Annotated in this window: 16 protein-coding genes; all 16 read right to left on the reverse strand. The window is 36.3% G+C overall.

The features are described from left to right. Positions 1 to 22: 22 nt before the first annotated feature. Positions 23 to 3,091: an efflux RND transporter permease subunit gene (locus tag EO766_RS15845; RefSeq protein ID WP_287101513.1), complete on the reverse strand. Its 3,069-nt coding sequence runs from the start codon at positions 3,089 to 3,091 to the stop codon at positions 23 to 25. 150 nt (positions 3,092 to 3,241) lie between these two features. Further along, positions 3,242 to 4,192: an efflux RND transporter periplasmic adaptor subunit gene (locus tag EO766_RS15850; RefSeq protein WP_287101514.1), complete on the reverse strand. Its 951-nt coding sequence runs from the start codon at positions 4,190 to 4,192 to the stop codon at positions 3,242 to 3,244. Between the two features lie 6 nt (positions 4,193 to 4,198). Then, positions 4,199 to 5,440 carry a TolC family protein gene (locus EO766_RS15855; RefSeq protein WP_218331541.1) on the reverse strand — a complete coding sequence of 414 codons (1,242 nt, stop codon included), beginning with the start codon at positions 5,438 to 5,440 and terminating at the stop codon, positions 4,199 to 4,201. Continuing rightward, entirely contained in the window at positions 5,440 to 6,714 is a 1,275-nt protein-coding gene (locus EO766_RS15860; protein ID WP_287101516.1) for a sensor histidine kinase, read from the reverse strand. The genes EO766_RS15855 and EO766_RS15860 overlap by 1 nt, the downstream gene beginning before the upstream one ends. A 50-nt stretch (positions 6,715 to 6,764) precedes the next feature. Next, positions 6,765 to 7,445, reverse strand: coding sequence for a response regulator transcription factor (locus EO766_RS15865; RefSeq protein WP_068246340.1), 681 nt, complete (start codon positions 7,443 to 7,445; stop codon positions 6,765 to 6,767). Between the two features lie 173 nt (positions 7,446 to 7,618). After that, a complete protein-coding gene (locus tag EO766_RS15870; RefSeq protein ID WP_218331537.1) occupies positions 7,619 to 9,100 on the reverse strand; it encodes a SusD/RagB family nutrient-binding outer membrane lipoprotein in 1,482 nt (493 codons plus the stop codon). 19 nt (positions 9,101 to 9,119) lie between these two features. After that, entirely contained in the window at positions 9,120 to 12,380 is a 3,261-nt protein-coding gene (locus tag EO766_RS15875) for a SusC/RagA family TonB-linked outer membrane protein (RefSeq protein WP_074420548.1), read from the reverse strand. An 82-nt stretch (positions 12,381 to 12,462) separates the two neighbouring features. Continuing rightward, positions 12,463 to 12,843, reverse strand: a complete 381-nt coding sequence (locus EO766_RS15880; RefSeq protein WP_287101517.1) for a hypothetical protein — start codon at positions 12,841 to 12,843, stop codon at positions 12,463 to 12,465. Between the two features lie 381 nt (positions 12,844 to 13,224). Continuing rightward, on the reverse strand, positions 13,225 to 13,482 hold the full coding sequence (locus tag EO766_RS15885) for a TolC family protein (protein WP_074420427.1): 258 nt from the start codon (positions 13,480 to 13,482) through the stop codon (positions 13,225 to 13,227). Positions 13,483 to 14,046: 564 nt separating this feature from the next. Next, positions 14,047 to 16,632 carry a multicopper oxidase domain-containing protein gene (locus tag EO766_RS15890; protein WP_081301326.1) on the reverse strand — a complete coding sequence of 862 codons (2,586 nt, stop codon included), beginning with the start codon at positions 16,630 to 16,632 and terminating at the stop codon, positions 14,047 to 14,049. A gap of 622 nt (positions 16,633 to 17,254) precedes the next feature. Then, the gene (locus EO766_RS15895) at positions 17,255 to 19,297 is read right to left on the reverse strand and encodes a copper-translocating P-type ATPase (RefSeq protein WP_074420426.1); all 2,043 of its coding nucleotides are present in this window, start codon (positions 19,295 to 19,297) and stop codon (positions 17,255 to 17,257) included. A 90-nt stretch (positions 19,298 to 19,387) separates the two neighbouring features. Continuing rightward, positions 19,388 to 19,855 carry a heme-binding domain-containing protein gene (locus EO766_RS15900; protein WP_074417943.1) on the reverse strand — a complete coding sequence of 156 codons (468 nt, stop codon included), beginning with the start codon at positions 19,853 to 19,855 and terminating at the stop codon, positions 19,388 to 19,390. A gap of 2 nt (positions 19,856 to 19,857) precedes the next feature. Next, positions 19,858 to 20,478, reverse strand: a complete 621-nt coding sequence (locus EO766_RS15905; RefSeq protein ID WP_074417942.1) for a DUF3347 domain-containing protein — start codon at positions 20,476 to 20,478, stop codon at positions 19,858 to 19,860. An 85-nt stretch (positions 20,479 to 20,563) separates the two neighbouring features. After that, positions 20,564 to 21,091: a DUF3347 domain-containing protein gene (locus EO766_RS15910; RefSeq protein WP_287101518.1), complete on the reverse strand. Its 528-nt coding sequence runs from the start codon at positions 21,089 to 21,091 to the stop codon at positions 20,564 to 20,566. 78 nt (positions 21,092 to 21,169) lie between these two features. Beyond that, complete coding sequence (locus tag EO766_RS15915) at positions 21,170 to 21,619, reverse strand: hypothetical protein (RefSeq protein ID WP_074420425.1); 450 nt, start codon at positions 21,617 to 21,619, stop codon at positions 21,170 to 21,172. A gap of 107 nt (positions 21,620 to 21,726) precedes the next feature. Then, positions 21,727 to 22,147, reverse strand: a 421-nt coding sequence (locus EO766_RS15920; RefSeq protein ID WP_287100932.1) for a transposase, incomplete at its 5' end; no start/stop codon positions are given.

The raw sequence follows: 22,147 nt of genomic DNA on the forward strand, positions 1-22,147 counted from the left end.
ACAGAATTCTGTTTTTTATATTCTACATTTCTTCTTCCTGTACCAAAGGTTTACTGTTCTTATATAACAAATGCAACAAGCTTGGTAACACTACCAATAACAAAGGCAATGCTACAATAAATCCGCCAATTACAGCAATGGCTAAGGGTTGGTGCATTTGTGCTCCAGTACCAATACCGAGCGCCAAAGGCGTTAAAGCAATAATAGCGCCCAACGCCGTCATTAATTTGGGCCTTAACCGGGTAGAAATGGAATAAATAATCGCTTCATCTACCCTGCCCACATTGGTTTTTCCTTTTAATGAATCCCTAAACTGCAAATAAGTAAAAATGGCATTCTCACCTATAATACCCACAATCATGATGAGACCGGTATAACTACCCACATTTAACGGAGTATTGGTGAGGTAGAGTGCCAAATAACTGCCACTGATACCCAGTACTGCTACCAATATAATAATCAATGCAATTTTTACATCTCTGAATAAAAACAATATGACCCCAAACACCAGCAAACTGGCTGTAATTAAAATTACCAGCAACTCTTTAAACGACTGCTGTTGCTCTGCATAAGCACCGCCATAACTGATAAAATAACCTTGCGGCAATGCTACTTTTGCGGCCACTTTTTGTTGAATTTCCTGCATGGTACTACCCAAATCGCGATTATCTAACCTTGCAGTAACTACCCCCATATTTTGCAAATTTTCTCTTTGTATTTCTGCATCGCCACTACTTAATGCAACTGTGGCCAAATTAGTAATAGGTATTCTTTTCCCATTGGGAAGAAAAATGAGTGCTTGTTTTACCTGTGCTACCGATAATTTGGCACTGTTTGGATAAATAAACCGAATATTACTTAACTGTTCCTTATCAAATACACTACCCACCACATTGCCTTCTAAAGCACTCTGCATTTGGTATTGAAAACTGGCAGGTGTAATACCATATAGCGCCAAGGCGGTATAGTTAGGTGTAACCACCACCGACGGCCCGGCAATAACAATACCATCAAAAACATCAGCCGTTCCCTGAACAGTATTCAGCACTGCAGCCACCTGTCGGGACAGCTCTTGCAACTTCGACTGATCATTCCCAAAAATTTTAACTTCTATTGGCTGTACCGATGTCATTAAATCGCCCAACATATCGGTAATTACCTGCCCAAAGTCAATTCGCAAAGCCGGTTGCGTTGCTTCTATCTTCAACCGAATATCATTAATTACCGCTTCCGTGGTCCGGGTTCTGTTTTTCTTTAATTGTATCAGGTAATCTCCCCGATTGGGTTCTGTGATAAAAAATCCCATTTGTGTACCGGTTCTACGGCTATAAGCTTCTACTTCAGGCACTTTTACAATTATTTTTTCTACCTGCCTTAACATCCGGTCTGTTTCTTCCAATGAAGTACCGGGTGGTGAACTGTAATCCAATACAATACTTCCTTCATCCATATCGGGCAAAAAGCCGGTAGCTAATTTAGGATATACAACATAAATGGAAGCACCTAAAATTACGATGAACAATATACTGATATAAGGTTTACGGATAAAAAAACCCACCCATTTCTGTTGCTTTACTTCATGGCCATGTTTTATTTTTTTGCCTACTGCATTTACAGACGCATTGCGGGTAAACAACAAATACAAAACAGGCAACAGTAACCAGGTTACAAAAAATGAGCAGACTAAAGTAATAATCATGGTATTGGTCATTACTTTAAAATAAGCACCTGCAACACCACTCATCAATACAAAAGGTAAAAAAATAACGATGGTACTTAAGGAAGATCCCACCATGGCAGGAAATAAATAATGAATGGCTTTTTGCAACAGGGTATTGGTGGATTCGGCAGGATGTTCTTCGTGGGTGCGATGGATTTGCTCCACTACTACTATCGCATCGTCAATAATTAGACCGATAGCAGCCGCCAGTGCGCCCAGCGTCATAATATTTAATGTTTGTCCGATAGCATACAAACAGATAATAGTGAGTAAAATTGTAACCGGTATGGTAAACAGAATAACGGTACTGGCTTTCAGTGAACGCAGAAAAATAATAGCCACCACTATTGCAAGCAATAACCCTATCCATAAACTATCGCTTACACTTTTAATGGCATCTTTTACAAAATTGGCCTGCTCATAATAAGGATGTATGGTTACATCGCGAGGCAGTATTTTTTTCAGATCATTCAGTTTGGCATCCATATCGCTGCTTACCTGAATTAAGTTGGCATTGGGCTGTTTAATAACAGCCAGCAAAATACCTTCCCTTCCGTTTGCATTGATTTTGATATACTCCTTCGCTTCACGAATTTGCACATCGGCTATATCCTGCAACTGCACAATGCGCTTACCATTATTGCTGATAACAATATGTTGTAATTGATCTTTCGAAACTACCGATGCATCGGTAAGTGATAAATACAATAAATGATAATCGGCCAGATAGCCGTTCGATTTGATGAAATTAGTCTGGCTTAATGCATAGTTCACTGAATCGGGGGTAACACCCAATGCCGACATTTTATCGGTATTTACAATTAACCAGTATTCTTTTGTTTTTCCGCCAATAACCCGCACTTCAGAAACACCGGCTACCTGCGATAAAAAGGGTTTAATGGTATACAAAGCCAGCAGCTTCATATCAATGGGCGATCGGGTGTTACTTTCCAAAGAATACCCAATTACCGGCAAAATGGAAGGATTCATACGTTCCACCGTAATTTGAATACCAGGCGGTAGCGTATTCATAATTTCTGTAATTCGCGATTCAATTCTTTGTTTACTCACATCAATATTCGCATTCCAATTCAGAAAAGCAGATATCTCGCAACTTCCCCGGCTGGTAATGCTGCGTATCATGTGCAAATCAGGCACCCGCTTTACAGCATTTTCCAACTGTCTGGTAACAGTAATCATCATTTTATTCACCGGTTGTTGTCCGGCATCAGCTATGATTTTAATTTTTGGAAAAGTAATTTCAGGAAATAGTGAAGATTGCAATTTGCTGTAAGTAAACAATCCGCCCATAATGATAATGGCCATAAAAACAGCCAAAGGACTTTTATATTTTACAAAGAAATTTTTCATCCAAAAAATATTTAAAATTTGCAAAGCACCTTGACCTTACAAAAAATTAGAAATAATTTTTATTACTTTTCTGTTATACTGTACCTGATTTAGAGCTTCATTTCAATACAGTATTCTGAAAAAACTGAGTTGCCATACATGAAATATTACTTATTTTTTCAATGGAGTTGACAGAATCATCACTTTTGCAGTATCCGGCAAACCGTAATTCCCTTTTACAAGAATACTATCGGTAGTTTTAAAAGCAGGGGTAATTATTTCCACGGCATCATTCGTTTCAACACCTTTTTGTACCTGCACTTTTATTGCAGTAATGCTATCTATCATTTTCATTACCCAAAAATTACTTTGCACTTCATCGCTTAACACGGCTGCTTTTGGAAGCGATAATGTATTCATTTTTTGAAGTTTTATCAGGTTTACTTTAGCAATTAAATTTTCTGGTATTTGTTTATTGGTATTTATCCTGATGATGAAGCTTTGTGTTTGTGCCGCAGGATCTACTGTAGGTAACGGAGTACCCATTGTACCTGTTAGTTGTGTACCATCGGGTAATAATAAATGTACCATTTTATTTTGTGGAAGATAGGGCTTCAATTCATAAGGCAGGTCTAATAAAAACACAAAACTCCTGTTATCGGTAATTGCTGCCAATGGCTCTCCATCTAGCACATAATCGCCAGCATGGTAATTGAGCTGGGTAATATAACCATTCCCCGGTGCATGTATGGCAATGGTTCCTGAAAACTGCAAAGAAGTATCTAATGCATTAATGGTATTACCCAATGCCCTTGCTTCTTTGGTAGTAATCACAAATAAGGTTTCGCCCTTTTGTACATATTGGCCCAAATGAATATTTACCTGTTGTAAATAGCCGTTGGCATTGGCTTTCACAAAACTCTTCAATAAAAAAGCAGAAACAGCATTCAGGGTAACAGTTTCCTGCATCATACCCTTAATAGGATGGGTAATGGTAACCGGTGTGCCGGTAGCGGCATCGGCAACAAGCGTTGTATTTGCATCGGGGGGTTTCTCTTTGCAAGCCTGCATTACCATAGCAAATGCAAAAAATGAAACAAGTATATATTTTTTCAACATCATAATTGTTTAGTTTCTGTTCCAGTAATTAATTTGGTTAATAATCTGTAATTTATTGATGGTATTTTGTGTAATTAAATTTTTCGCATTCAAATAATTGCCAATAGCTAAAATATAATTCGGCATCACTACATCACCGGTTTGCAGTAACTTCCGGTTTGCCTCAATTAATATTTGCGTATATTTTATTTGCGTATTGGTTTCATTAATCAGTTCCTGCACCGATTGTAGTTGTTGGGCCAATTGTGCAATTTGCTGCTGAAACTGTACTTTAAAATAATCGCGATATTGCTGACGGGTTTGTTCGGCAATGGCAATTTTATCGTGTTTCATTTTTCTTTGCTTCCCATCATAAATGGGCCATATAATCGATACACCAAAGCTGGTTCCAAAATTTTTATAAGCCCGGTAAGCAAAAGATGAGAGATAGCCCGCATCTGCATACAAACTAACTTTTGGTTTATAACTAAAATCAATTTGTGCATCACTGTTTTTCAGTTTTAAACTATCTACAAAAAACTGTTTGTAAAAAACTGTTTGTTCTATTTCCGGTGTTAATACTAGTTGAATATCCGGTTTTTGCAATACAGTGTAAGCCGTATCTGTTAAGCCGCATAAATAATTGAGCGTACCATATTCATTGCTAAACTGAATGTGCAATTGATGAATCAATAAATCCTGCTGCTGAATGGTTACTAAAAAACTTAAATAATCAGTTTGTTTGTAGATACCTGATTCGGTTAATTTTTTCAGAATCACTTCTTCTTTTTTCAACAAATCAACCAATTCTTTATTGAACTGAATTTGCTGCTGTGTGCCATAGGCCGTAATATATTGAGCAGTTATGGCTTTGGTAATATCCTGCTCTGTTATTTTACCCGCCACTTGTAAACTTTGATTTAACAGTTGAATAGCCTGTTGCTGGTTTTGCATGTTTTCTTTACCAATCAGCAGCTTGTTGGCAGTAAGTTGTTGCGCAACATTGGCACCGTTGGTAATAGCACCATCATAGCCCCAACCCTGATAAGAAGGCGCATACGTATTTACACTGATGGCATTGATTTGTGGTTGATAGATGGCATGAATACGAAGACTGTCTATGATATTGCTTAACTGTTGATTGTGGTAATCTTTCAAAAGCGGACTGTTTTCAATGGCGGCATTCACAAAAAATGGAAGGTTTTTTTGCTGTGCCTGCGCCCATCCCAAACATAGCAAACTGCCGATGATGACGAATAATTGCTTTCCCATTATATTTTCTCCTCCTGATTAACAAATTGAATAATAAAACAATGTTCGTTTTGCTCAAATGTATATTGTATATGCCATTCTGCCAATCGGCATATTTCATGTACAATTGCCAGGCCCAAACCCGTTCCTTCGGTTTGCTGCTGTGGCCGGTAAAATCGTTTAAATACCTTTTCTGTATCTAAACTACCCTGTGTAGCTGTGTTACGAATGGTAAAACTATTTGCAGTTAATACAATGGTAATTTGTCCATTTTGTGCAGTATACCGAATGGCATTGTTCAGCAAATTATTGATGAGTATTTCTGTTAACTGTTGATGAAACAATACTGTAACGGGTACCAATTGCCGTTGTATGGTTAATTGTCTGGCTTCTATAAAAGCAGCTTTTTCTTCACATTTATTCCGGATAATCTGATCTAAGTGTACTGTTTCATTCAATGCAAACTGATTGTTTTCAATTTTAGCCAACAGCAATAATGACTGATGCAGTTTAATTAACTTCTGCATATTATCGTCAATGGCCATCAGTTGTTGAACACCAAGTTCATCTAAATTATTTTGCTGTATCATACTTTCAATAGAAGAACGGATAACGGCCAGCGGTGTTTGCATTTCATGTGCTGCATTTTCGGTAAAAGATTTTAAAGAACGATATTCGGTATAAATGCGTTGCGACATTTCATTTAAACTACCATTTAGCAAATGAATTTCAGTTATAGGGCTGCCAGGCAACTGCAAGGGTTGCGATTGACCAATTTTGTATTCGCGAATGGCCGTAATCGTTTGTTGAAAAGGTTTAAATAATTTATTGACCAATTTTCTGTTCACAAAAAAATTCAGTACCAAAAGCAAAGCAATCATTCCAAATGCCAATATGGCTATCAATTGCAATAAATCTTCCGTTTCTGCCTGCGATTTATTGACTTGTACCAGATAATGACGATTACCTACCTGCAAGTGAAATTGCAATTGCCGTATTTCCCGCATTTCCTGCTCAGCCTTATTAAATGCAGTTATGGTTCTGAATTTGTGTTTAGGCAATGCAATTACGTTACTGTCTACAATAATCCATTGGTTTTTGGTATTTTGTATTACAGGTAACTGATGATATTGTTGCACATAGGCAGAAACTTCCTGTTGTTCAGCCTTCAGGCTTTCATCTAATTGCCGAATGAGCACATATTGCAAAACGCCATAAAAAGCAATACTGCCCATTAAAAGAATAATAATAGCAGTCAAGGTATTAAAGCGTTGATACGCGGCAAATGATTTCATGATTGCGTACGATTCGTTTTTAGTTGATCATATTTAAAATGATACATGTATTAGTCAACCTGCATTTTATATCCGGCACCATAAATAGAACGAATACAATCTTCCCCGCCAGCTGCCATCATCTTTTTACGTAAATTTTTGATATGCGTGTAAATAAAATCATAATGATCGGCCAAGTCCATATCATCGCCCCACAAATGCTGGGCAATGGCACTTTTAGACAATACCCTGTTTTTATTCACCACAAAGAACAGCAGCAACTGGTATTCTTTCTGTGTTAACTCAATTTCCTGCTGTTGTACCGTAACTTTTTGTGCAATGGTATCTATGAACAGCCAGTTGCCAATATTCAGGATATTATGTCCATCCATTTTTTTTCGCCGTATAATGGCTGCTACCCGCATACTTAATTCGGGTAAATGAAAAGGTTTGGTTAGATAATCATCTGCCCCCAATTGCAGACCGGTAATTTTATCATCTAATGAATCTTTGGCTGAAATTATAATAACTCCGTCGTTTTTTTTGTTGGTTTTTAAATATTGCAACAGTTCTAAACCGGAACCGCCTGGCAGCATAATATCTAACACAATACAATCATATTCATACAAATCAATTTTTTCAATAGCATCGTTATAGTTGGTAACTGTTTCGCATAGATAGCCTGCTGCGGTTAAAAAGCCGGTCATGGTTTTGTTCAGTGTTATTTCATCTTCTATAATCAGTAGCTTCATAATGCAATATGATGTTTAAAAAAAGTCTTTCATTTTCAATATACAAATTAACCCATGAATTCTGAAGCAAATTTGAATTGTTGGCATAGCACTTTCAAGTTGGCTTATTATTCCAAGCATAAAAAAACCTGCTGCGGATGCAACAGGTTGTAGAAAGCAATTGGTATGGTACTTTATTTTTCCCACCAGGCTTTGTAAGTTGTTATTTCCTGGCCACCCATTAATTGAATTTCTGCATTATAATTTTTTGTATTAATATTTTTTTCAGAAGTTGGATATAAAAACCGGGTTGGTATCACTCCGTTATTTAAGTTAACAGAACCACCAGGATCAAATGCAGGAAATCCTGTTCTTCTGTATTCAATCCATCCTTCAAAACCATTGTTAATATTAGCCAGCCATTTTTGGGTAATGATTTGTTTCATTGAGTTAGCCATACTGCTGTTATCAAAAGCTACGCCGGCATGGGTTAAATAATTGGTTGCTGTATTGGGGTCAATACCAATTTCGGCATAAGCACCCAATACGCCGCTGTTATAATAGTTTTGTGCACTGCCGGCAATAAAACCTTTTAAAGCTGCTTCTGCTAATATAAATTGCTGCTCTGCATAAGTAATAATTCTGGCTTTAATTAAATTAACGTTGGTTCCTTTTGTAAAACTACTATTGAAGTTAGAAGCCTGAGCTGTTTGAGAGTTGGTAGCATCTACCACCAATGGCAATCCGCCGTAATTGGTAAAATTAAAAGGTGCACCACTTGCAGTAAGCGAATTGGGAGCAAAATATGCCATAATTCTGGCAGTATCTGTAGTGTTTACAAAAGTATTATACAAAAGGTTGTTCATGTATTTTACCTGAAAATCACCTGTACGCTCTGTTAAGCTCACAAAGTTATAAGGGGTTGTAGTTGGCAATGCCAAAGTACCACTTTGTGATGCATTTTGCATAATGGCACCATCATTTACAATGGCCTGCATTTCTGCACTTACGCTTAATTTAGAAGATACCCGCAATAAATATCGCAAACGCAACGCATTAATGAATCTGCGCCAGGCCATGGTGTTTGAATTGAATAACATGTCGCCACTAATTAAACCGGAAGGATTGGCTTTTAATAAACTATCGGCTCTTCTCAAAGAAGGGATGATTCCTGCAGCAGGATCGGTATACACTGTTTGCTGATTATCATATACAGGTGTGTATACACCGGATGCACCTTGTAAGGCTTGTGTAAAAGGAATATCGCCCCACAATTCGGTTAATTGTGCAAATGCATAAGAACGCAAAGTTAATGCAGCAGCCTGTAATAATGGATTGTTTTGCCTTACTGCCAGTCCATATAATGTATTGGCATCTCTTGCAGTTTCATATAAAGGAATCCAATAGGGTTCATTGGTAACGGGTTGGTAACGGGTTGGCTGGTCATAGTAGGATTGACTGTACGTCATGTATTGATTATACCCATTACCGAGTGTCCATACAATATTTGCATTATTGTAGAACAAAGAAACAACAGTATTGGAAAGCAAAGTAGTGGCATCCGGTTTTTCTAAATTATTCGGATTGATATTTACCGTTTGTAATTCTTTAGAACAGGAACTAAACAGCAAAATTGCTATCATTAACTTGCCTGTATTCAAAAATATTTTTTTCATAAATCAATGTTTTATTTAATTAAAAGTTTAATCCTAACGATAAACCCATACTTTTGGTAGAAGGGATACTTAAAAATTCTGTACCAGGTAATATTTGTTGTCCTCTTAATGCCAGTGTTTCAGGATCTACATCTTTATTTTGGGTAAACTCTAATATATTTCTTGCTACAAATGAAAGATTCATGTTGGCTTTAGAAGTAGCACCAAACAAATTCTTGAAAGTATAACCAATTCTAAATTCTCTTAATTTAACATAGGTAGCATTGTACATAAAGGCTTCGTTATTCGAAGCATTATAATATCCATTGTAATAAGTTGCAGCATCTACCCTAACATTATTAGGTACATATTTTCCGCTGGCATCCTGCATCACACCTTTACCAATAATACCTGTTTCTCTGCCGGGTAAAGTTTCAACCGACATACCACCGGCCAAAACCCCCAAAGCAGTGTAGGAATAAAATTTACCGCCCTGGTGCCAATCCCATACAAAACTCATATTGAAATTTTTGTAAGTAAAATTGTTGGTCCATCCCAACACAAAATCAGGATTATAATTACCCAATAATGAATTTTGACTGGAAGTAAATTGAGGTACGCCATTTTTATAAACAATATTTCCCTGAGGGTCTCTTACAAAAACATTCCCATACATATTACCAATTCTTTGACCAACAACCGCATCATATTGAATAGCACGGAAGTAGCGGTCGTACTGTGTTACCTGTGCATATACATATGTATTGATACCATCAGGCAATGCTGTCACTTTTGAAATATTATGACTAAAGTTCAAATTCATATCCCAGTTAAAACCATTGGGCGTTTTAGAACGAATGGGTGAAGCATTGATCATAATTTCAATACCCTTGTTGTTAATAGATGCTCCATTTACATAAGCATTTGAATAACCTGAGGAAACAGGGATAGGCAATTGCACTACTTCATTTTTGGTATTGGAATTATACACTGTTGCATCAATACCAATTCTGTTATTCAGGAAACGGGCTTCAAAACCTGCTTCTGTGGTAGTAGTAGAAGAAGGCAACAGATTGTTGTTGGCCAGTACATTATTGCCTGTTGTTAGCGGATAATTGTTGAATGGGGTATTGGTAAGATAGGTATTGTTAATAGAATAAGGATCCGCATCGCGGCCTACTTTGGCAACAGAGGCTCTTACTTTTAAATATGAAATAGCAGCAGGCAGCCTTACCATATCAGATACAATGGCACTTAATGAAGCAGAAGGATAAAAGAATGAATTGTGATTTACCGGTAAAGTACTGGATATATCATTTCTACCGGTAACGTTTAAGAACAACAGACCTTTATAATCAACATCTGCAAAACCGTAAGCACTGTATACTACTTTATTAAATTGTTGAAAAAAAGTAGGCAACTGGCTTTGCGCATTTGAGAAATTGTATAAACCCGGGGTAATTAATGTGTTGGCAATATTTCTATTATATGATACATTCTGCATAAATCGGTTACCCCCTACTGATGCGTCAAAATTCCAGATATTGCTGTGTTTTTTGTTATAGCTAACTAAGAAATCGGTATTGTTTTCAAAATAATTAATATCATCCGTTCTAAAGCCACCACTGGGGAAACGAACAGTAGTAAACGCACGGTGTCCTTCTCTGTGGTCGGTATAATAATCTGTGCCGGTACGCACCATTGCTGTCCACTGTTTATTAAACGCATATTTCAATGAAGCGTTTCCAATTAAACGGTTTTTATTAAAACTATTTACGTTGTCATACATTGTTACATAAGGATTGTCGTGGTTATTCCAGTAACGAAACTGATTTAAATTGGTACGACCTGTTTGCCATTGTTTTTTCAAAGAGTTCAAATCAATGTTAATTGGCATGCCATAAACCCCAAAGTAAGTATACATTACACTTTCAGAACCATACCCAATATTGGGCCGATTGCTGCTGTTGCTGTTAATGAAATCGATAAAAACATCTGAAGTCAGCTTATCACTATACTTATGCTCTGTTCTTAAAGAAATACCATTCCTTCTTAAATCAGTATTTGGTAAAATACCTCTGTTATATAAATTGCTGATAGAAAAGTGATAACTTCCCTTGTCACTTACACCACCAAAACCAATATTATTTTGGGTAGTGATACCAGTTTGTAAAAAATTTTTAAAATGATCGGCATGGCCAACCCATGGTGTACCCTGTGGCGTTAAACCCGGATTAATGCTACGTGCAACCAAATCGGCCGCCTGATAGGGTGTGCCTGAAATAGGACTATCAAATTGCACCACATTTAAGGTTGGATCAAATTTTAAACCCCAATTCGGTATATTGTTTTCATTAGAAGCACCGCCATTCTGATAAGTATACGTACTCGGATTGCCGGATAAAGGATAAGCATTAATACCTGCACCATATTGATTTTGCAAACGAGGTAATTTTAAAGGCGTTTCAAATGTTGTTGTTGAATTGAAACTAATGCCTTGCATTCCTTTTTCGGGTGTACCTTTTTTTGTAGTCAGTACAATGGCACCATTGGCTGCTCTTGAACCATATAATGCTGCTGCTGTAGAACCTTTTAACACGGTTACTTTTGCAATATCGTTCGGATTAATTTCTGCTGCGCCATTACCATAATCTACCTCAGCCCATGTACCCTGATTAGCTGAATTTTCTATGGCATTGTTAAAATATGTTTCATTATTTATAGGCACCCCATCTACTACAAACAAAGGTTGATTGGTGCCGCTGAATGAATTTTCTCCCCTTATAACAATTCGTGATGTAGAACCAACACCAGCACCGCCATTGGTAATATATACACCTGCAATTTTTCCGCTTAAGTTGTTAATTAAGTTGGGATCTTCCGCCTGAGTAATTTGACGGGTATTTACCGATTGTACTGCATAGCCCAATGCTTTGGATTGTTTACTAATGCCCAATGCGGTTACCACCACTTCATTCAATGATTTTACTTCTTTCTGTAAGGCAATGGTAATGTTCTTCCTGCCCCTTAATGGAAATTTTTCGGGTGCATAACCCACATATGTAATTATTAAAACAGCATTGGCATTGACACTCAGGGTAAAATTACCTTGTGCATCCGTAACTGTTCCTTTTTGAGTTGTACTGATAGAAACACTGGCACCCACAATAGGTGTTTGATCCTGTGCATCCAATACTTTACCGTTAATAATGTTGATGTCCTGTGACTGGCCTGCCACCGGTACAATGGCCATTAAAAGGCAGATGATAAATGCTGTTAGCACTGTAAAATTGCTGCGCATAAATAAAGGTTTGTTTTAGTAGTTGATATAGAAAAAATATAAAAGTTAGAATGGAAAAATGCCTAAGTGGCAAGTGCTTGCATCAAATTCTGAGTGAACCAATGCGAAAAAGTAATGTGGAATGTAATGTGCTTTTTGACGGAAAAAAAACAGGCAAGCCATATAAGATTGAACAAACAGATACCGGCATTTTACAATGTACCATTGATACCTGAGAATAACATGGATTCAAGTCCCTATCCGAATCATCATCGCCATCTATAACATCTTGAATGATGGCTAATGGCGTGGGCAGTGAATGTTGTGAAGAAAAAACGGATAAAAAGGCAGGTGATTTTTCCTGCAGCGAGAAAAAAGTATGATTCACTTTTGAAGGATGCAATAAGGCAACTGCTTTTACTCCTGTATTTTGCAGTAATACAAAGCAAAGCAACAATAAACAATTCAGTAGTCTGTTATGCATAGGTTTCATCAGGTCGCAAAGCTAACAGCGCATGATTGTATGGTTGAAATAAATGAGATTAACAAATTGTAAACATTTAGCAAAACAACCAAAAGGTTACAATTTGTTAACATTGACTTTCTACATACAGCAAAAAACCTGCTGCAGTTGCAACAGGCTGAAGAAAACGAATGGCCGGCTAAAAATAGCAGCTATGAATGTAAAACTGCTTAGAAAAAAATTTTTATGCTTCCATATATTCAAACCAAAAAACTTTAATTAGAAAGAAAATAAACCCTGGTAATAATCAAATATTTTTTGCTGCAGCAACGCATCATACCTGATAATAGTAAGGTTATTTTTTGTATTATCCAGGTTATTTTTTGCTTTGATACAATCTACTTAAGTGCCTATACCTGCTTCAAATTTTACCGTGGCAGCATGGAAAGAGTTTTCGAAATCAGCATATTGTTGTTCCAGTGCATGCAACCGTTGCGATGCCTGCTGCATATTGATATAAGTACCATAAACTGATTGCTGTAATTGGGTTTTGGTGGTTTTTAATAAAAAAGGAGATTGATAGGCCTGAATTTTTGCCTGCCTTATTTTGGCACGTACCTGCAATCCATTTAAAATGGGTATTTGCAATATCAAACTCAATGAAGCATTGAAATTATTTTTTCCATTGCAGTCCGTATGAAATATTTTAGCTGCTATAATTATTTTGTTGCATGTATAATTTTATGAATAATAATATCAGAAGAATTGGATAATTTGCCTTTTAATTAGCTTTACCTTTAATCAAGTTACCCTATTACACAAGGGCGATATTCAGGTACATTCTATCATCTATAAAGGAAGTATATTTACTTTACAGTTCAATGAATAAACATACAAGCAGCTAACACAGAGCAGATTTTAGTCTGTGTAATATTAAGCATTAAGCCCATGTTGGTTTTTCGAACAAGTCAACCTGTATTATTATTACGCATCATTAATTATAGTCTGAAATAATATAATTCTGATTATATTAAATTATTTTTTTTAAAATATTAATAATATAACGTGTTGTGCTATTAAAATCAGTTTTCGCTTGAAACTTATTGCCTAATGGTGTTTCAGTAAACGCTGTATAACTAATGGCTGTTGAGCCTATTTTATTGAAACTTATGCCCAGCAAGCTTTTCAGAGCTAAATAGCACTACACGTTAATAGTATAATATATTAATAAGTAATTGTTAACCCGGCACCCAAACCCATATCACTATCATAATGAGTAGATAAAGAAATATATTTGGTGGCAATGTACCGGAAACCTGCCATGTATTCTTTATCAGTATTTATCATCATATTAAAACGCAGGCGTTTACTAATGGGTACATCTTCTCTGCTTAACTGAAACCGGAATTTACCATTACCATCAATTCTTGCATCAGCTACAAACAACAAAGGCAGCGTGTAAGCAATACCGGCTACTATTGTATGGCGATCTAGTTTATCACTTGTTTGACCAAACCAATTCTTTTTTTCGCTACCAAAAATATTTTTTGGTCCGCCTTCTACTTTATAATGATAATCAAACCCAATGTAAGGAAACCACCATTGCATTCTGCCAAGGTAACGGCCAAACATAGTTTCACTTTCATATCCTAATTTATCGTTTAGCCCCAGATTCCATAAGGTAGTTGCCTTCCAGCGTGTATTTGCAAGCATCACATTCCCATCACTCCCATTGCTTTCCAAACCAATTCTGGCCATAGTATGAAACATTCTCCCTTCGGCAAATAATTTTCTTCGTGCCAGTTTTGGGTTAGGTATTTCCGGATTGGGTGGTGAATTTTCATAACTAAATACCCTTCCCATACCACTCATCATATGGTATAATATATGGCAATGGAAAAACCAGTCGCCGCTCATATTTGCAGCAAATTCTATCGTATCTCTTTCCATTGGCATGATGTCTAACACATTTTTTAAAGGGGCGTAATCACCCTGCCCATTCAGTACACGAAAATCATGACCATGCAAATGCATAGGATGACGCATCATAGTATTATTATATAATATAATTCTAACATTTTCACCTTTTTTAATTAATATCTTATCTGCTTCAGATAATACCTTATTGTTGATACTCCACATATACCGATTCATATTCCCGGTTAATTCAAAGTTCAACTCTTTTAGTGGCCCCGGAGGTAAATCGGTATGATGGGTGGCACGAAGCATGCCGTAATTCAATGTTTGAATATCCAGATTATCATCATTCATATCCATACCAGCCATACTTTGATTGCCATGATTCATCTGCATTTGTTTACCTTTGCGCATCTGCATGGAATCATTACTTTTATTTTTCTTTATATTGTCATATCCTGTTATTTCCGGGTACATTACCGTATTCATATCCATCTCCTGATTTTGCATATTCATGCCTTCCATCTGAACCATATTGCCCTTCATATCCATCATGTCATTCATCATTTTCATTCCTGCAAAGTATTTGAGTTTAGGCAATTTTTTCGCTGGCATTTTCATACCACTGCCCAACCATAATGACGCAGATTTAGTACGGTCTTCCGGCGTTGCCAAAAATTCATACTGCATATTGTCAGGTATTGTTACCACGACATCATAGGTTTCTGAAACCCCTATTATCAATCGATCAACCTCAACCGGTTCTACATCATTACCATCGTTCGCTACTACCGTAATCTTACCACCTGAATAGGTTAGCCAGAAATAAGTAGAAGCTGACCCGTTTGAGATTCGAAGCCTGACTTTATCGCCCGCCTTGAACTGTGGCATTTCACTTTCACTTTTCCCATTAATGAAGAACTTGTTGTAAGCAACATCACTTACATCCATTGCATTCATCCGTTTCCACTCATTGGTTAGTTTTGTTTTAAAGTTTCCACTTTTAATGGCTTCAATATAACTTTGTGTAGTCCCTTTCTTTATTGCAAACCAATCAGTTGCTGCATGCAGACTACGATCAATTTCGCTGGGATTCATGTCTGCCCAATCACTTAATACGATTGGAATTGCGGGCAAGTCATCTATACTCCGCCGGAAACTGGTATCATCATTTCTCTTTTTAAGAATCAATGATCCGTACATACCTATTTGTTCCTGCAATCCAAAGTGACTATGATACCAGTGGGTGCCATTTTGAATGATTGGAAACTTATATAGATAGGTAGTGTGGGGTTGAATAGGCATTTGGGTAAGATAAGGAACACCATCTTCCTTATTGGGTACATACAAACCATGCCAGTGCAATCCTGTTGGTTCATTGAGTTCATTGTGTACATAAATTTCTGCTGTATCACCTTCGGTAAAAGTAAGAGTTGGCATGGGTATCTGTCCGTTTACTGCAATGGCATGTTTTACTTTACCAGTAAAATTTACAATGGTATCCCTTACATATAAATCATAGCGCACGGTTTTTGGAGGCTCACTTTTCTGTAAGGTTTTCGCAGGTGCTATTTTTAGCATGGGCATTGCCATATTATTTAGGTCTTGTTTTTGTGTACTGCCTTTTAAAGGCATCGGCATGGTTTGTTTCTTTGGCAATTGCGTTTTTTGCGCTGCTGTATTGACTGTTTTTTTATACAAAACCATTCCACACTTCGGACAATTGCCTGGTTTATCTGCATGAATTTCAGGATGCATCACACAAGTATAATACGAGGTGATTTGCTGTTTTTTTACGATATCTTTTTGATGCATGTCCATTCCTTTCATGTCTTGTGCCTGAGCGAAGGAATAAGACGCAAAAAGCAATATTATTAAGATTATTTTTTTCATTTCTATGTATTATTTTTTTAAAAACTGCAAAACAAAAAATTCTGTTTCGTATTGAATGGCTTGATATGTGCTTCTCCGATACACTTTATTCTGTAAAAATCGTTCTCGAACCCTTTAACCATAGCATCTTATGAATATTCTTTTATTCCAAATCCACTATAATTCTGAGGTCTGCTTTTGCAAATATTCCTAATATCAAATAGCCTTCAGATACGATTGATTGTGCTGCGATTTGTACACATTTTTCTATTTTATCTTCATGAATCAGAAAATGAAATGCTGCTCAATCGTGCCAGAAATCGAACTTTACTGAAGGTGCAAACCCGGTATCATCTGAAACAATTCAATTTACTTTTGCCGCATTTTCGCCCAATCGTTTTTTGGCTCTTTCAATGGCATTGACTGAAATATCCAATACATAAATATTTTCATAATTTAATTTAATTAAACCATCAACAAAATGGCTGTTACCTCCACCGATATCAATAATATTGGCAGTTGTAGAAAGATGAAAGAAATTCTTTTGAAGTTTTAGGATATTTCTGAAAACAACTGAAACCCTTTTCTTCTTTGGTTATATAGATACTTTCCCAATGTTGTTTTTGATTTACAATTTCCATTTTTAATAATTTTTTACTTTTAACATACTTGCATTGATGGCAACTACAATTGTACTAACAGCCATTAAAGCTGCACCTGCTGCCGGGCTTAATAAAATACCGTGTTTGTATAAAATTCCTGCTGCCAATGGTAACGCAATTACATTGTAACCTGTTGCCCAAATTAAATTCTGTACCATTTTACGATGAGTAGCTTTGCCAAATAAAATCAGGCTTACAATATCTTTTGGATTGCTGTTCACTAAAACTATACCGGCAGTCTCTGCAGCAATATCGCTGCCACTACCCACAGCAATACCTACATCTGCAATGGCCAATGCAGGGGCATCATTCACACCGTCACCTGTCATGGCAACAAATTCACCTTTACTTTGCAACGCTTTAATTTCCTCTAATTTTTGATGCGGCAATACTTCGGCAATATAATTATCCATACCTAAAGTATCACTTACGCTTTTAGCAACATTGCTGTTATCACCTGTGAGCAGAATTGATTTAATATTATTTTCTTTTAATACTTTTATTGCTTCGGCCGATTCAGATCGTATTTCGTCTGATAAAGCAATATATCCGGCCAATTCATCATCTATTATCACAAATACAACCGTTTCCCTTACGTTTGTAGAAAAATCTTTTGGAACGGCCAATTTGCTTTCTTTTAGATAAACCGGACTAACTATCATTATTTTTTTTCCTTCAACTATTGCCTTAACACCTTTTCCTGTGATGGCTTTAAAGTTATCTGCGGCCGGTACTTTGATGGCTAAGTCTTTTATTTTTTGCATAATACCCGTTGCAATAGGATGTTCTGAGTTTTGCTCCAATGCGGCAGCCATTCGAATGATTTCAGTTTCGCTTAAATTTTTATGCAGCGGCACAATTTTCGACACTTTGAATTTTCCTTCAGTTAATGTACCCGTCTTATCAAATACTACTGTAGTTATTTTTCTTGCATTTTCAAAGGCTGTTCTGTTTTTAATGAGTAACCCATTTTTTGCGGATAGGGCTGTTGATTTTGCCACAACCAACGGAACAGCCAAACCCAAAGCATGTGGGCAGCAAATAACAATTACCGTTACCATTCTTTCCATTGCAAATGCCAAAGACTGCCCCGTAAAATACCAAAATAAAAAAGTGCCAATACCTGAAACCAATGCAATAATCGTTAACCATTTTGCTGCTTTATCTGCTAATAACTGTGTGTTTGATTTTGATTTTTGTGCATCATCTACCAACCTGATAACCTGCGATAAGTAAGAATCACTTGCTGTATGTGAAACTGTAACTTTAATGGAACCATTACCATTGATTGAACCGGCAATTACTTTATCACCTTTTGCTTTTTGTACCGGTTTACTTTCACCTGTAAGCATACTTTCGTTGAGGTAGCTTTCGCCTTCTAATATTATTCCATCTGCTGCAACCTTCTCGCCGGGCTTTACTAAAATAATATCGTTTGCTTTTAGTGTATCGGTTTTTACATCATGTACCATTTCAGGCATTACCATATGTGCATCGGCTGGCATTAACTGCACTAATAATTCTAATTCCTTTGAAGCGCCTGCAATAGATTTCATTTCAATCCAATGCCCTAACAGCATAATGAGTATTAGTGTTGTTAATTCCCAAAAAAAATCCATTCCCTTCAATCCGAAAACAATGGCTACACTATAAATATATGCTACCGTTATGGCAAAGCCTATTAAAAACATCATACCCGGGCTCTTAGCTTTTACTTCATCTAACAATCCCTTTAAAAATGGGAAACCACCATATAAAAAAACAATAGTAGATAAAGCGAACAGAAGGTATTGCGATCCTTTAAATTGCCAGCTGGCTCCTAAAAAATTTTGTATCATGGGTGATAACAAAATGATAGGAATGGAGAGGATAAGCACCACATAAAACCTTTTTTTAAAATCTGCAATCATCATGGCATGGTGATTATGCCCTGCCATACCCATTGATGTTTTTTTTGTGTGCTGCATATTGCCCATTGCATGTCCGGCATGGTTAATTAAATTGTTTTGATGTTGCTGTTCCATAATATAAATTTTATTTGCAGCAATCTTTTTTGTGTATAAAAATTGCTTTAAAAATTTTAAAAATTATTTGCTTTATTGTTTTCATAAAAATTAATTTTTTGCTAAAAGACTATCGGCTATATTGTTTAACCATTGGGAAAGCTGTATTCTTTCTTCTTTTGAAAGCCGGGCTTTCCTGTGTATTATTTTATATGACAATAAAGGCATTTCATTATCTCGAACCTGATCAGCCATATCTCTCAGCTTACTAATTTGCCTGCGTGGTGCATAGCTGCCAAACACACTTAAATTTAAGTTTGCTTTACCATTTTTTATATGATTCGCCATCAACCATGCTACCGGCTGAAAATTAGCATACCATGGATAACTGGTATTGTTGCTGTGACAATCGTAACAGGCATTTATTAAAAGTTTGTGTACATTATCCGGAACAACATACATTTTACTAAAATCTGTAGGAAAGACCTGCCCGCTTTTATTTCGGGCAGGTTGTATCAGTTGAATCAGGACTAAGATGGCACCTAAAGAAATGAGTATATACTTTTTTGTAGGGCGCATGGTTATTTCATTTCTTCTTTTATTGTACCACAAGTAGGCATTGATTTTCCCAAATAAGGATTTTTAATATCTTTGGTTTCGCTAATCCATATTGCTCCTTTACCATTGTTTGCCATTGGACAAAAATCTTTATATAAAGTTTGTCCGTTATTACCAAAGGCTTTTATAAGGTCTGAAATATCACTACTCAGCATCATAAAATGTTCCCGCTGGTGTTTAATTTTATCTGCATTTGAACCTATATGTTCTGCATTTTCCTTTATATCGTCATGTAAATCTGCGTATGCTTTCATTTGGTCAGCAGACAGAGTTGATTGATTTACTTTATTTAAAAGTTCAACGATGGATTTACCTGCAGCAGCGGCATCATTTGCATTATCATTTGCCAGCGCATTCTTCATTTGCAGGTAACCTGCAATGATTGCTTTGATCGGGAACATTGCAGCATTTTGTGTACCTGTTGCATGGTTCGTTAACTGCTGGTGCATGGCCATTGATGTATCGCCGGTTTTATCATTTTCTTTTGATGTTGTTGTTTTATCGTTGCCGGTATTGCAGGCAGCAATGGCTAAGGTAGTGGCTGCTATCGTAACCATTATTACTAAAGATATATATGTTTTCATATTTAATTGTTTTTATATTTTAAGTATCGATTTTAAAATGCGTTTTCCAAAAATAAATGTGAATTGTTCAATGCAGGCAAATCAATTACAAAGTTGCTTTTATGCTGCCGCAAGAAAGCATTGCACTGCCAAAATATGGGTTTTTGATTGCCTTATTATTACTTAGCCATATAGCCTTTTTCATGGGACAATATTGCTGGTATATAGGCTCGGCAGAGAGCTTTACTTTTTTTGCCAACTCAAACATATTGTTCGATAAAGTGGCAAATTTTTCCCTTTGCAGTTTTATATCTTTTGATTGAGAAATAGCAACAGCCTCTTTTAACAGGCCTGCCTTTTCAGCATCATTCATTATTTGCAGATCGGCACCATTTATGGTTTTTACCAATTCATCTGCACTGTTTGCCGCTAATACAGGGTTACTGTTTACTAAAGCGTCTTTAAGCTTATAATATGTATTGAGTAATTGAACTGGCTGTGTTTTTGTATTGCTTTGTGAAAAGCTGTTCTGAGCAAATGCCATGACGATAAGGGCAAGCATTATAAATGATTTTTTAATTGAAAACATTTTTATATTTATAACGCTTTTCAGCTCCTGAATTATTGATTTCATTTTAGTTTGATTTTTATGTTTAACAAAATAGGTAGGGGCATAAGTATGCCTTTATCATGCTACAAACATAAAATGAAATCATATTTGAAAACTCTGAATAGCAACTCGAATGTCCGGAATGGGAGGGTGATAACCACACACAAAATATTTGTTAGACTTACTAACCTGTGAAGCAGGCAATATAATGGTGTCAGGGTAAGTGATTATAAAAGCAGTAGAAAATACCGGGTTTAATTGCTTAACAACTTGTGGAACTACTTTATCAGCCCGTACTATTTTCAATACTTCATCATTACAACAATTATTTTTACCGTCTGAATCTGAATGCGCATGTTGATGTGCTACAACTTCCAGATGTTGTGGATGACCTTTGGTATGAACAAAAAATTCCGCTTCAGCCTCATGATGGTGCTCATTAAACCCCATATCTACCCCCATAGCACAGGCAAAACCCACCACCATATTCAGGGAGAATATGGTTAACAGGAAAATTGCTTTAAACTGTATGGATGATAAACTATATTTCATGTTGCCTAAAGTAAAATTACAATTATTATATCAAATTGTTTTTTTTAAATGCAAAAGTAGCCACGAAAACTGTTTGTTTGTTACATAATTAATTCAAGTTTCCTATTTTAAACGATTGCTTTTACTTGAAAAGCTAAAACGAATAGTAATATTTTAAGTAAGAATCCATCTTTAGTGACTGCGTGAATAGAATGGGGTGTCATTTCTACAATTTCACTAATAGTGGTTTCTATACGTTTTCTCATTGCATTTTTAATAAAAGCATGATAAGGTTTATCTGGTTTTTTACTGTTTGATTTTCTGCATATTTTTAACTCTATCAGCTCAGTTTCTTTATATAATTCTTCTAATTCATATGCTGTATAGGCACTGTCTCCAAATAAAGAGCTCTCTGGCGGCAGATCCATAAACATTTTCTGCAAGGCTTCTACATCATGTTCGCTACCAGGTGAAAAACAAATTTCAACCGGTATACCATTTTTGGTTGTAATCAACTGTACCTTTACCCCATAAAAATATTCCCTTTTA

Origin of the sequence: Hydrotalea sp. AMD (assembly GCF_004100315.1) — a bacterium.
GTDB classification, from domain to species: Bacteria; Bacteroidota; Bacteroidia; order Chitinophagales; family Chitinophagaceae; genus Hydrotalea; species Hydrotalea flava.